12 protein-coding genes are annotated in these 13,004 nt (G+C 66.7%); 4 read left to right on the plus strand and 8 right to left on the minus strand.

Annotated features, from left to right (window positions below; translation table 11 throughout):
* The first annotated feature begins 121 nt into the window (after window positions 1-121).
* Window positions 122-931: a L,D-transpeptidase gene (locus tag ABIA65_RS04280; protein WP_241402160.1), complete on the plus strand. Its 810-nt coding sequence runs from the start codon at window positions 122-124 to the stop codon at window positions 929-931.
* Between the two features lie 317 nt (window positions 932-1,248).
* On the opposite strand, the gene ABIA65_RS04285 is transcribed toward ABIA65_RS04280, so the two are convergent.
* Entirely contained in the window at window positions 1,249-1,761 is a 513-nt protein-coding gene (locus ABIA65_RS04285; protein WP_241405946.1) for a hypothetical protein, read from the minus strand.
* Between the two features lie 393 nt (window positions 1,762-2,154).
* Between ABIA65_RS04285 and ABIA65_RS04290 the strand changes: the two genes are divergently transcribed.
* Window positions 2,155-4,434 (plus strand): glycoside hydrolase family 3 C-terminal domain-containing protein, encoded by a 2,280-nt coding sequence (locus tag ABIA65_RS04290; RefSeq protein WP_354523083.1) that lies wholly within the window; start codon window positions 2,155-2,157, stop codon window positions 4,432-4,434.
* 28 nt (window positions 4,435-4,462) lie between these two features.
* Here ABIA65_RS04290 and ABIA65_RS04295 read toward each other — a convergent pair whose 3' ends face one another.
* The 6 genes from ABIA65_RS04295 to ABIA65_RS04320 all read right to left on the minus strand — a co-directional run bounded on the left by ABIA65_RS04295 (window position 4,463) and on the right by ABIA65_RS04320 (window position 8,805).
* Window positions 4,463-5,668 (minus strand): lipase family protein, encoded by a 1,206-nt coding sequence (locus ABIA65_RS04295; RefSeq protein ID WP_354522739.1) that lies wholly within the window; start codon window positions 5,666-5,668, stop codon window positions 4,463-4,465.
* A gap of 66 nt (window positions 5,669-5,734) precedes the next feature.
* On the minus strand, window positions 5,735-6,538 hold the full coding sequence (locus ABIA65_RS04300) for an SDR family NAD(P)-dependent oxidoreductase (RefSeq protein ID WP_354522740.1): 804 nt from the start codon (window positions 6,536-6,538) through the stop codon (window positions 5,735-5,737).
* Between the two features lie 102 nt (window positions 6,539-6,640).
* On the minus strand, window positions 6,641-6,856 hold the full coding sequence (locus tag ABIA65_RS04305; RefSeq protein ID WP_241402145.1) for a hypothetical protein: 216 nt from the start codon (window positions 6,854-6,856) through the stop codon (window positions 6,641-6,643).
* 80 nt (window positions 6,857-6,936) lie between these two features.
* Window positions 6,937-7,473: a putative immunity protein gene (locus ABIA65_RS04310; protein ID WP_354522741.1), complete on the minus strand. Its 537-nt coding sequence runs from the start codon at window positions 7,471-7,473 to the stop codon at window positions 6,937-6,939.
* Window positions 7,474-7,503: 30 nt separating this feature from the next.
* Window positions 7,504-8,154, minus strand: a complete 651-nt coding sequence (locus ABIA65_RS04315; RefSeq protein ID WP_241402143.1) for a nitroreductase — start codon at window positions 8,152-8,154, stop codon at window positions 7,504-7,506.
* 39 nt (window positions 8,155-8,193) lie between these two features.
* On the minus strand, window positions 8,194-8,805 hold the full coding sequence (locus ABIA65_RS04320) for a maleylpyruvate isomerase family mycothiol-dependent enzyme (RefSeq protein ID WP_354522742.1): 612 nt from the start codon (window positions 8,803-8,805) through the stop codon (window positions 8,194-8,196).
* 343 nt (window positions 8,806-9,148) lie between these two features.
* Between ABIA65_RS04320 and ABIA65_RS04325 the strand changes: the two genes are divergently transcribed.
* Entirely contained in the window at window positions 9,149-10,714 is a 1,566-nt protein-coding gene (locus ABIA65_RS04325; RefSeq protein WP_354522743.1) for a hypothetical protein, read from the plus strand.
* 143 nt (window positions 10,715-10,857) lie between these two features.
* The gene (locus ABIA65_RS04330; RefSeq protein ID WP_354522744.1) at window positions 10,858-11,529 is read left to right on the plus strand and encodes a hypothetical protein; all 672 of its coding nucleotides are present in this window, start codon (window positions 10,858-10,860) and stop codon (window positions 11,527-11,529) included.
* Window positions 11,530-11,556: 27 nt separating this feature from the next.
* Here ABIA65_RS04330 and ABIA65_RS04335 read toward each other — a convergent pair whose 3' ends face one another.
* Window positions 11,557-12,975, minus strand: a complete 1,419-nt coding sequence (locus ABIA65_RS04335; protein ID WP_502919512.1) for a PucR family transcriptional regulator ligand-binding domain-containing protein — start codon at window positions 12,973-12,975, stop codon at window positions 11,557-11,559.
* Window positions 12,976-13,004: the final 29 nt, after the last annotated feature.

A 13,004-nucleotide genomic window follows, 5' to 3' on the forward strand; every position in this document is an offset into this window, starting at 1 on the left:
GTGGCTCAACCGTGACGAACACTTGACCGAACTATTGACGTGTGCGGCAGGGACGGCACCGCGCCCCCGCATACGATGACGGCGCTCATGAAACGTTAGTCATTTCAAGGGGTTCGGATCGATGCGAGCGGTTTCTCATGCACTTCTGGCTGTTGTCGTTGTCGCCGCCACGACCGTGCCCGGTGCCATACGGGATATAGACACGGCTGCGGCGACCCAGGCGCTGAACCTGGGTGTCGAGTCGATCTCGCCGACGCCTGACGACGTCGTGGGCGTCGCGGCCCCCATCATCGTGACGTTCAGCAAGCCCATGCCCAACCGGCTGGCCGCCGAGCGCGACCTTGGGTTCAAGTCGACACCGCCGATGACCGGCAAGTTCGAGTGGCTCGAAAACAATGTCGTGCAATGGGTTCCCGACAGTTACTGGCCGTCGCACAGCACCGTGATGCTCTCGGTCGCGGGCAAGCGCACAGCATTCCAAACCGGCCCGGCCGTTGTCGGCGTCGCCGACATCTCGGACCACACGTTCACCGTGACCATCGACGGGGTGGGAGCAGAGTCGCCGATCGGACTACCGGCGCCGCACCACCTGCCGCACGCCGGTGAGGCGGGGGTCCTGCTGGCCAGCATGGGTCGGCCCGAGTACCCCACACCCGCCGGGAAGTACACCGTCCTGAGCAAGGAGCGGTCGGTGCTCATGGATTCCAGCAGCGTCGGCATCCCCACCACCGCCTCCGACGGCTACCTGATGGAGGTGGACTACGCCGTGCGCATCACACGCCGTGGCATCTTCGTGCACTCGGCCCCGTGGGCGGTGCCATCGATCGGATTCGATAACACCAGCCACGGCTGTATCAGCCTGATCCCGGCGGCCGCGGAGTGGTACTTCAACACGGCCAACGTCGGCGATCCTGTCATCGTGCAGGAGTAAGTCACCACGGGCATTCTGATCCCGCCGAATGTGAATAAGATGGCGAAGTTTCGCTGAAATCTCGCACATATCTTCACGTTCGGCGGTTTGTTGCATCAACCTGCCCCGCCGTGCGCCTGCCCCGCCGTACGCTCCGCCGAACGTGAAGTCTCGGCGAAATCTCGCCATCTTGTTCACGTTCGGCGACCCAGAAAACGACGAAGACCTCCGGGTGAGTGGAGAAGTCGGACTTCTCCACCCGACCCGAAGGTCTTCGCCTCCAGTCAGATTTCGGTCAAAGCGACTGCGGGATAAGGCTATCCGGCAGCGCTATCCGGCTAGTTGGGCCCGGGCAGGGCCGGCACACCTGCAGCTGGCCCGTTGGAGCCCGCTGGGGCGGTCGGTGCACCCTTGCCCGTGGCACCGCTCATCTCCATGAGCGGGGCGCCTGCAAGCGCAGGAGCGGCCGCTGCGACCGGCACGACGGGCACAGGTGGCACGACGGGCGGGACCACCGGTGGCGGCACCAGCGGCGGAACCAGGGGCGGCGGCACGATCGGCGGCACCAGTGGTGGCGGCACAATCGGCGGCACCAGGGGAGGCGGCACGATCGGGGGCGGCCCGAGAGGCACGGGCGGCACGATGCCAGCGGACTGGACCGCGGCAGCAGCGCACGGCGCAGCACCTGCGGCCGCCGGCCCGGCAGCGCCGGCCGGGGCCTCGACGCACACGTAGCCGCCACCCGTAGTGAACGGAGTGGCCAGTGCGTGCGGGCTCAACACCAATGCGCTGACGCAGAATCCCGCGCTAGCGATCGCCTTAATAGCGAATCGATCAAAGTTGACCGTCACCGTTCACTCCCTCGTTGCGTTGAGCTATTTACTGCGAAGATAATTTGTCTCTGGACCGTATGACATCGATGTAACCCGCGTCCAGGCACGGGACGAATTGAATGCTAGATGTAACCGAGAACCGCTAAAGCGTTGCCGCCCTGTGTCTTTCCCGTGACATTAGACGCCAATTGAACGCACTTTGTGGCGCGCCAGCCCGTCGCGCACCCCCGTGACGACTGAATCCGATTGCGAAGCAGAACCTTTACGAAACCGTTGCCGAATCGAGGTTGCCAATCGGGGATCCGTGAACGTGGCCGCATTCGGCCGGGGTCGAACGACACCTGCGCTCATCGATGCGTAGATAGCATCGACAAGGAGGGAAGGCGCCGCGTAGTGGATGACACCGAGGACATGATGGCCGATGTGACAGTTGCCGACTTGACGTTGGAGGAGAAGGCGTCGCTCACGAGCGGTGCGAGCTTCTGGCTCACCCAACCCCTCGAACGCGTCCGGGTCCCGTCGATCATGCTGACCGACGGACCACACGGCCTGCGGAAGCAACGCGCCGGCGGCGACCATCTCGGCATCGGCGACAGTGTTCCGGCGACGTGCTTTCCGCCGGCCGTCGGCCTGGGCTGCTCCTGGGACGTCGAACTCGTTGAGCGCATCGGCCAAGCCCTCGGTACCGAGGCCGCCATCGAGAACGTCGCGGTCCTGCTGGGGCCCGGCATCAACATCAAGCGATCACCGCTGTGCGGCCGCAATTTCGAGTACCTGTCCGAGGACCCCGTCGTCTCGGGCGTGCTGGGCGCCGCCATGGTGAGGGGCATACAAGCCAGGGGCGTGGGCGCCTCGCTCAAGCACTACGCGGCCAACAACCAGGAGAACGACCGCATGCGGTCGAGTTCTGACGTCGATCCCCGACCGCTGCGTGAGATCTACCTTCGCGGGTTCCAGCGCGTCGTCGAAGACGCGCAGCCGTGGACTGTCATGTGCTCCTACAACCGCATCAACGGGGTGTACACCTCGGAGGACCCGTGGCTGCTTATGCAGGTGCTGCGCGACGAATGGGGGTTCGAGGGCCTGGTCGTGTCGGACTGGGGCGCTGTCAACGACCGGGTGGCCGGGATAGCGGCCGGGATGGACCTGGAGATGCCGACGTCAAACGGTGCCACTGACGCCCAGGTCGTCGCCGCCGTCACGAACGGGCGCCTCGAGGAGGCAGTCGTGGACGTGGCGGCGGGACGCGTGCTCGACCTCGTGCACAAGGTGCAGAAGACGGGGGGCCTGGTCAACGGACCCCTGAACGTCGACGAACACCACGCGCTCGCCCGGGAAGCCGCCGGCCGGTCGATCGTCCTGCTGAAGAACGACGGCGCCGTCCTCCCATTGGCCACGGAGGCGAGCATCGCGGTCATCGGCGCCTTCGCCACCAAGCCGCGCTATCAGGGTGCGGGTTCGTCGCTGATCAACCCGACCCGTCTCGACAGTGCGCTCGACGTGATCCGCTCCTACGCATCGGGCGACGTCACATTCGCCGCAGGTTTCGAACTCTCGCTGTCCGAGACGTCCGAGCAGTCCGACCGGCTACGTGATGAGGCGGTCGCCGCGGCATCGCGAGCCGACGTCGCCGTGGTCTTCCTCGGGCTGCCCGCCGCGGCGGAATCGGAGGGGTACGACCGCGACGACATCGACCTGCCCGGTGAGCAGCTAGCCGTCCTCGATGCGGTGATCGACGCGAACCCGAACACGGTCGTGGTGCTGTCCAACGGCGGCGTCGTGGCGCTGCCGTTCGCCGAGAGGGTGCCGGCGATCCTCGAGGGCTGGCTGCTCGGTCAGGCGGGCGGCGCGGCGACCGCCGACGTCCTCTTCGGCGCGGTCAACCCGTCGGCGAAGCTGACCGAGACGATCCCGACTCGCCTGTCGGACTCCCCGGCATACCTCGACTTCCCCGGCGAGTTCTCCCACGTCCGCTACGGGGAGGGCCTGTTCGTCGGCTACCGCTGGTACGACGCCCGAGATCTCGACGTCGCGTTCCCGTTCGGTCATGGTCTGTCCTACACGACATTTGAATACGGTGCCGCCACGGCTGCGTTGAACGCCACGGGAGACATCGAGGTGCAGGTGGCGGTCTCCAACACGGGCGCCGTCGCGGGCCGCGATGTCGTGCAGGTCTACACGTCCCTGCCCGGCGGCGCAGTCCAGCGACCGCCGCGTGAACTCAAGGCCTTCACGTCGGTCGCGCTCGATCCCGGCGAGCGTCGCGACATCACCCTGACGGTTCGCCGAGAGGATCTGGCCTACTGGGACACCCGCGTGGAGAGTTGGATCGTCGAAGGCGGCTCCTATGTCGTGGACGTCGCAGCGTCGAGTCGGGACATTCGCACGTCCGCTGTGATCGAAGTCGACGGCGATCACGTGGTCCCGCCGCTGTCGCGGAACTCGACTATCGGCGAGGTCCTCGCGGATCCGGTCGCCGGACCCAAGGTGGGGGCTGCGCTCGCCGCGATGATAGGTGGAAGCGCGGACGCGGCTGCTGCCATCCTGCCCGAGGGTGTGGATCTCTCGAGAATGCTCGACTCATTCCCGATCGGCAGGGTCGGCATGTTCGCGGCCGCGACCGGGGTCAGTGTCGATCCCGACATGGTTGACGATCTCCTGGCGACCGACAGCGCCGACCCGGCAGGCTGAACCCTCGGACTGGGCTGCGCTCAGCCGGTCAGCGGTCACAGGAATCGGTCGTCGAGTCCCCGCTCATCACCCTGCCGACGAAATCCTGCGCATCCCGTAGCGAAGCGGGCACCGTGCCGCGGTGGTCCTGGCCCGGATAGATGTGATAGTCAACGTCAATGCCCTTGCCGCACATGGACTTCACCAACGCATCGGTGCCGGGCTTGGCCACCAGCACATCTGAGGTGCCCTGGACGACCATGATCGGTACCTGCGGTGTGACGTGCGTGGGATCTTGCCGACCGAGATATTCGGTGAGTGCGCTCACGTCCGCGTCCGCCGCGAATACCTGCGCAGCCGGCACCGGAGGTACCGCACGGATCTGAGGAAGACACGCTGTGCGGGCCGCGGTCAACAGAGGACGGGCCTGCGGCGTGAAGATCTCGTCAGCGTTGATCGAGGGATCGACCACTTGCGCGCCGAGCACCACGAGGGGCAGGAAGGCCTCGGCCGCCTCGGCTCCCGGCTGGCCGGACCTGGTGAAGTCGACGGCCTGACTCAGCCCGACCCCACCGGGGGCTATCGCGATCGCGCCCTTCAATGCGAGGTCGGGCGCTCGCCGCTGGGCGTCCTGTGCGGTGAACAGCGCCGCCTGCCCGCCCTGGCTGTGACCCATCGTCACCCAGTCGGTGCCGATGGAGGGATCGAGGGCTCGGGCGGCTCGCACGATGTCGATCACCGTGTTCGCCTCGCTCGTACCGTCGACGTAGGGGTGCCCGCCGGGGGTGCCCAGGCCCTGGTAGTCGGTCTGGACGACGGCGTAGCCACGCGCCACCCAAGTGTCCAGGTTGGCGGTCACCAGCTCGAAGTACTCGTGGTCGAGCCCGTCCTCGGTGTCCACCGACGGGGCGCAGGTGTCGGCGTAGCCGGTTGTCCCGTGCGCCCAGCTGAGCACCGGCCAGCCGCCGTCGGGCGGTGTCGACTTCGGCACCGCGACTGTGCCGGAGACGACGATGGGCCGCCCGTGCGAATCCTCGGAGACGTAGGTGATCAGACGGGTGCTGGCAGCGCTGGGGAGCGCGGCCGCCGTGGTCAACGGCTGCGTGGTGAGCAACTCACCGGGTTTCAGTGCGGCGGTGTCGCCGGATTCGCTGCTCGCGCAACCGGTTACGAGCAGGACTGCGGCGGCGAGCAGGCCACCGATCGTCCGTCCGGCGTGCTTCGACGGTGTACGGGTCCCACGACGAGCAGGCATGCCATCCTGTCTACCGCTAGGCAGGCCGCGGCGTCCGCGGAAATACAGTCTGTGCTCGGCCGAGGGTCACTCGTCGAGCAAGGCGCGGCGGCTCGCGGCGATCGGACTCTGCGCGGTGAGACCGCCGTCGAGCACCAGGGTCTGCCCGGTCATGTAGCGGGACTCATCGGAGGCCAGATAGACCATCGCCCACCCGATGTCCTCGGGGTCACCGATCAGGTCGAGCGCATTGTGGCGCTGGATGTCGGCGATCACGTCCGCCGGCAGATTGTCGCGCAGCGCGGGTGTCATGATCGCGCCGGGCGCGACGGCATTGCAGCGCACTCCGCTGCGGCCGTACTGGGTGGCGATGTACTGGGTCAGCCTGATGACGGCAGCCTTCGCCGCGCCGTAGGCGCACTGCAGGGTGTCACCTGCCAGGCCTGCGACGGAGACGGTGTTGATGATCGACCCGCCACCGGCGGAGATCATGTGCGGAAGAGCCAATCGGGAGGCGACGACGGTGCTGCGTGCGTTGAGCACCATCGCCCGGTCCCACTCGGCAAGGTCCATGCGCAGCAGATCGAGATCCTTCTTCGGGTTGCTGCCGCCCACGTGGTTGCAGAGCACGTCGATACCGCCGAACTCCGCGACGGCGCGGTCGATCATGACCGCGACCGAGCCCTCGTCCATCACGTCGACCGCGACGCCAACCGCCCGTCCGGCGGACTCCCCGCCAGTGATCTGAGCAGCCGCGGCGGCCGCGCCGCCCTCGTCACGATCGGCGATGAGAACCCGGGCGCCTTCCGCGACCATCAGCGCGGCTGCCGCGCGCCCGATGCCGCTCGCCGCTCCGGTAATGACGATCTTCTTATCCACCAGACGGTTCATGACGACCCGCATCTCTTCGTTGTGGCGCGGCAATGAGTTGAGTACTCGAAGGATACGTCCGGGGTCGTGCCGGAAACAGCGTCCGCTAGTTGCCGCTTCGCCTCAATTGATCATGTCAGTGGGACAGTTGTCCGAACACGTACGCCGTGCGGGCGACCGCGGCAGCGTTTCGTGACCGACCATCGGCGCCAACTGGCCGGCAATTCCAACGATGTCGATGAGGCGGTCCAACACATCCGAGCGCCCCGCCGCCCACGGAAGCCACATGGTGAAGACACCCAACAACGCCATCGTCACGATCGCGGCGAAAATAGCCATCCGTAGACCCTGTCGCCAGAGGTACTTCATGCACAATGCAGATCACTGACACGTACGAGCAAGATTCTGCCGCTGCGCCATCACTGGCGCCCCTCAGGTAACCGCAACGCCGAGTCCACCGCCCCGTAGAGCTTCCCAAGCCGTGTCCTCGGCGGCGACGGGTTCGGCATCTGCGCCACGAAGGCGCGCACAATGCTAGTGGAATGCTGTACCGCCCAATCGATCTCGATGGCGGCCGCGGCCGGGTCGCCAGTGGCGAGTTCGCACGCCTGGGCAGCGTAGACCGCAGGTGCGAGCAGGTGCATCGTCTGTCGAGCGGCGGCGGTGCCCGTGAGATCGAGGTGCGTGTAGGCCACGGCCACGGCCATCTGCGCAGCGCGCGCCGCCGACTTGGCCGGCTCGTCGACGTCGCCGGCCGCGGCGAGCGCGGCGAACGCCAGCGCGCGCATTGCCTTGTCTCGGCGTTGGCCATGGCCGAACAGCCTTGCACCCCCGATCGCGTCCCGTGGCCGGTGATCGCCGGCCACGCAGTCCTCGTAGAGGGGGAGTACGCGTTCGGCGCAGTCCGCCGCCCACAGGGCTACGGGCCGCAGGTCATCCACCGTCATCGCGATCATGCGTCGGCCACCGTCGTGGGCCGCGGTCGGCTAGTGGTCACGGAACACTGCGCACTCGTCGATCGGTTTGCGCGGGACGCTGAGATTGTTGGCGGGGAGGTCCTCGACGGGATAGCCGATGGCGAGCCCGCACAGGATCTCGTACCGATCGGGGATCGACAGGGTGTCGCGAACCACGTCAGGGAAACCGGCGATGAGCATTTGGACGCAGCTGCCCAACCCGCGTGCGGTGAGACCGAGGACGAAGGTCTGCAGGAACATTCCGACGCCGAGACTGTCGGCATGGTGGAGATCGCGGTGCATGCACACGATTCCGGCCAGTGGTGCGTTATAGAACCGCCAGTTGAGCTGCACCGCCCTCCGCCGGCCCTCGGAGTCATCGCGGGCGATCCCAAGACTTCCGTACAGTTGCTCTCCCAATGCGTATCTCGCACTGTCGAACTCAGCGGGGAGTGGCGGCACTGCGGGTTCGCGCACGCGGGCCTCGGTCACCAACGCGTGGACCAGCCGTTCGCGGGCGGCGCCGGAGGCGAGAACCAGGTGCCACGGCTGCGTGTTCGAGTTCGAGGGCGCTTGCCTTGCCAAGTCGAGTGCCTCTATGACGTGGCCGCGCGGTACCGGCTTGTTCGGATGGAAGAGTCGAATTGACCGACGAGCACGCACCACCTGCTCAAGTTCCACCCGTAATCTCCTCGCTCCGCCCGCCACGATAGTGCTGTCTCAGCGCAGTAGCGTCACGCCCTCACCGTCGAGTTCGTCGAGCAGTTCTGCCCGTCCGGTCATGGCAAGAAGCAGGGCCTCTCCCGTGCCCCGCGCCTCGGGCCCGTGACCGGCCGACCAGTCCATGTCCGTGGCGACCAGCCGAACCCTTCGAGTTCGCCGTGCCCCTCCGATGATCGGACTGACGCGGGCGTAGTCGAGCGAGACCTGCAGCCGGTCTTCGGGAATGGATCTTGGTTGCTTGAGTGGTCGGCGGATGTCCTGCTGGTGGATGAGGCACTCGATCAGGCCCACCCGGCCGCGGTAGAGGGCCGCGGCGCCGGACGGTTCGGCACGCTGGCGCATCAACTCGACCAGCCGGGCGGGTGACCGACCAGCTTGCTCCTGGAGCTGGTCCGCATTGATGCGGTCCACGTCGCCGCGCGCCCGGATCATGTTGATCAGCAGGCGGGTTCGGCTCTGTCCCAGATAGGCAATCGTGTGGGTGGCCACATCCCGTACGCTCCAGCCATCGCACAGGCTGGGTGTGGCCCACTGCTGCGGCGTCAATCCCTCCAGCAGATCGGCGAACTCCTCCCTCTCCAGTCGCGCGAGGGCCCGAACGGAAGTCACAGGGTCAGACTAGAAGACGAGGTGAGACCCGAGACTGGTGCCAGACGATCGCCCATGTCCGTCGCTCAGCAACCTCGCTCGGGCGGCGTGGCGACGCACCAAGATCCGCGGCGGCACCTGAGAGGTTTCTCAGTGATGCTCGTCACTGTAGACGGCGAAGTCGCCGACAGGCGCCCCTAGTGACGCGGGCGAAGATGCTAAAGTTCCCTGTTCACGTGGCATTTACAGGCGTAGTAATTCGGTCATCTAAATAGGGTTAGCCCACCCTATTGTTTCTTAGCTTAGCCTCAGCTAATCTTCAGGCGCCGTCTAGGTATTTCATTCGCGCTACAGGAGACCCCCCGTGCAACTAGCTCTTTCCGCTGACTCGTCGGCAAACGACCTTTCGTCGCCGCGCTCACCGTCCACCAGCCGCCGTGCCAAGGTCATGGTGGCCAGCGTCGCGATGGCCAGCGCCGGCGCCCTCGCCATCACCCCCGTGACGCCGAGCATGCCGACCGCTCGTGACATCGAGCAGCACGCGGTCTCTCTCTCCGCCTCCGCCAATCCGCTTGATGATCTTGGCGCGCTGTTCCAGAACACGCTCACCAACGTGGGGACCCTCGGTCGTTCGACCCTGACCACCTCGATTCCCTCTGTGGCGCAGGCGATCACCAACCCGGCGATCTACGCCGACTTCGTCAAGTTCCTCGGGTCCAACGCGATCAACCCGCTTCCGCTCCTGCAGCAGCTCGTGGGCTTCCCGGGAACCTACGGCGGCGTCATCGGCGCGGGCATGCAGGCGGGTGCTGTGGCGCTTCAGACCCGTCTCGAAATGCTCCCGACCGTCCTGACGAACACGTTGAACTTCCTTTCGACAGGCCAGTTCGTCGAGGCGTTCAGTGAGGTGAACGTCTGGTTCCTGGTGAGCATCGAGCGGGCGTTGGTGCCACTGCTCCCCACCTTGGCGATTCCCGGCGACCTCCTGTCGAGCCTTCCCAACGGGCAGCGCCTCGCGGCGGTTTTCGACACACTGCTCAAGCGCGGCGTCTTCACCGAGTTCACCCGGTCCCTCCTGGGGCCTGCGGCCTCCGCGGGCCTTCAGTTCGCATTGGTCCTGGACGACATCCGCGCCGCGGCCGTCTCGGGTGACCTGGTGGCCGCTGCCAGTCACCTCATCAGCTTGCCCATCAAGGTCACGAACGCCCTCGTCAACGGATTCACCCCGCCATTCACCACCCGGAGCCCGTGGACGGGAATCCTGGGTGACCGCGGCACCCTGGACTACTTCTTCGTCGATCTGCCCAAGGCGCTGGCGGACGCTTTCAACAACCCGGTGTTCCCCGTGCCGACACCTCCCGTCACCACCCAGTCCCTCGCCTCGGACGTGGCATCGACCAATCTCGCACTCGCCGGCGACGTTGTGACACTGCCCGCCGACGCCGATGCCAAGGTCGGAACGCCCGTGGGCGGCGCGGTGCCGGTCATCGAGGCTGGGCTCACCACAGAGGTCCCGGTTGAAACACCGGCGGAGACAACCGTTCCCGAGGTCGATGACGCCAGCGGGACGGGCGCTGACACCGCAGGCGAGTCGACTGACGCCGACGGCGGGCAGGCCGGCGCTGATGACGCGACGGGTTCTGCGGGTGGAGCCACCGGTGGCAGCGGCGACGACGCGACAGGTTCGACGGATAGCGACGACGACCAGCCCAGCGGCCGCGACAAGTCCGATAAGGACAAGTCCGACAAGTCCGATAAGGACAAGTCCGACAAGCCCAGCGGCAGCGACAAGACCGACAAGTCCGACAAGACCGACAACGCCAAGTCGGACAAGGACAAGACCGACAACGCCAAGTCGGACAACAACAAGTCCGACAACGCCAAGTCCGATAACAAGAAGTCGGACAACAAGTCCGGCGGCGACGACTAAGCAGGACTGAGTGAAGTGACGGCCCCCTCGGCAACGAGGGGGCCGTCTTTCATTCGGACGAAGCGACGTGTGGTCGCCTTGCAGTCCAGCGTCGCCAGCTGTGTGTCAGAATCTTGCGAACTCTGCGGGAGGGTGGGGAACGCGTGGTCGAACAGGGACGTCAGCGATCGCCATGGGAGGCGGTTGGAGCGATAGCGGCTGTGGTCGGGGTCGTCGTGGCGATCGTCGTCGCCTTACGGCCCGACGACTCACGGCCTCCTGACGGCCCGGACGGGCCCACGACCGTGACGGTGGCACCTCCGACCGCCGATACGCAGGACCCCGATCCGTGGTCCGATAGCCCAACTCCCGCCGGAAACTCTCCCGGTGTCACCAGAGAATCCCCGTCGAACAACGGTGCAACGCACGATCCCAATCCCCCTGAGGTCATCGTCGCGGCACAACCGGCGATCCAATCAGTGGCGGTTGTTCCCCGCGCGGGTAACGGCATTCTCACGAAGGTCGGGCCGAACACCTGGGAACTCCCCTCGTACCCCTCGAGCGTCAACCCGCCACGGATGACCTTCGACTGGGCTTCTCAGGGTCCCGGCGGGAAGGTGAACTCCGACGATTGCGCCGTCAGCGTCCAGATCGACGGTCCAGCACCGCACTTCCCGCAATCGGATCGAAGCAGCGAGTGTTCGGGTAGCCCCAATAGTCGTCCCGACGTATACGACCCCGGCCAGTACACCGTCACCATCACCGTGTCGCCTCCAGACGGTGGCGGTGCCGTGACCGGTTCGGCCTCGTTCACCCTTGTCCCGCAGGGTGGTTGAGCGACCAGCGGCGCGGTCGGTTCAGGCCTAGGCGGGTGCCTCGCGGTCCATCGCATGCAGCCCTATGGAGAACGCGGCCTGATCGTTATGGCTCAACGGATCTCGTCCGGTGAGTTCGAGAATTCGCGCCAACCGGTGTCGCACCGTGTTGGTATGCAGGTACAGATCCCGCGCGGTCTCGCTCAACGATCCGTTCGCGGTGAGGAACGCTCGCAGCGTGCGCACGTGCTGAGTGCCACGTTGACGGTCCATCTCCGCGAGCGGAGCGATCAGCTGCTGTCTGAAGGGGGCGAGCTGGGCGAGGGGGAGCTGCTCGAGGAGGCTATCGAGAGTGCTCAACTGATCGGGTCCGACGCGGCGGCCGCGGCGCTGGGCCAGATCCAGCGCGATGCGTGCCTGACCGATGGCCGAACCGATCTCCGTCAGCGGTACCAGCGCCGAGTGCCCGGACGGCAGGGACAGGTCCTCGGCCATCTCGAGCGGCTCCGAGGTCAGCATCAGGCACAGGTCGGGCGCATCGCCGACCAACGCCTCGGGCATCGCCATCGACAGCAGGGCTCCGGCGCCGGCCGGCCACGCCGAGCACGTGAGCGCTCCCGCCGCGAATCCGGGCCACTCCAGCAGCTGACCCAGGGCGTCGGGCAGCAGCATCCGCCGCTCGACCAGGGACAGCAGCTGACCGACGCGCTCGCGGGCCAGGGCTGCCTCGACATCCTGCTGAACCTGGGTCGCGCGCACGAACCGCGCGATCAGGTCGAGCAGTGCCGGCTCCGGTTCGTCGCCACCGCCTACCCACCCCAGGGTGCCCAGACCCGGCACGTCGACCGCGACCACCGGTGTCTCGGGCTCCAACGTGTCCACCGTGCCGTGTGGCTCCAAGAGGAAGTAACACTCCAGGATCTGGCCGGCGGTATCCAGCAGCTCACGCGCAGACGCATGCCGTCGCAGAGATGAGAGCAGCTCCGGCACCAGTGCGTTCGTCGCCCGCGCCACGGCGATCTCCGCGCCGAGTTCGTACTCGGCGACGAAGCGACTGATCTTGCTGAACGGCACGCTGGGCGCCGCGATCAGTACCGGTAGGTCGTGACGCCGGCACGCGGCAAGCAGGGCCGCCGGCACCGCGTCGTGACCGTCGCCAATCCCGAAGCACAGGCCCGCCGCCTTCGCCTTCGTCAGTGCGTCGGCGAACGTCTGGCAGTCCTGCGGTGTCTGCAGCGTGATGCCGACCGTGCAGACCAACTCGCCTCCACGCAGGTACCGCGAGGGGTCCCGCATCTCGGTGATGTGCGCCCAGTTGATCGCCCGGTCGAGGTTCTTCTGCGTTCCCTCGGAGGCGACGAGCCCCAACCCCGGAGCGTCGAGCACGTCGCGCAGGGTGGGAGCGCCCGTGTCAGGGCGTTCGGCCGCTGCGGGCTCCGCGGGGGCGCCGGGTGGCGGCGGAGTCATTGGACGAGCGTAACGCCGCCGTCACATCC

Source organism: Mycolicibacterium sp. 624 (assembly GCF_040548615.1).
Lineage (GTDB): Bacteria > Actinomycetota > Actinomycetes > Mycobacteriales > Mycobacteriaceae > Mycobacterium.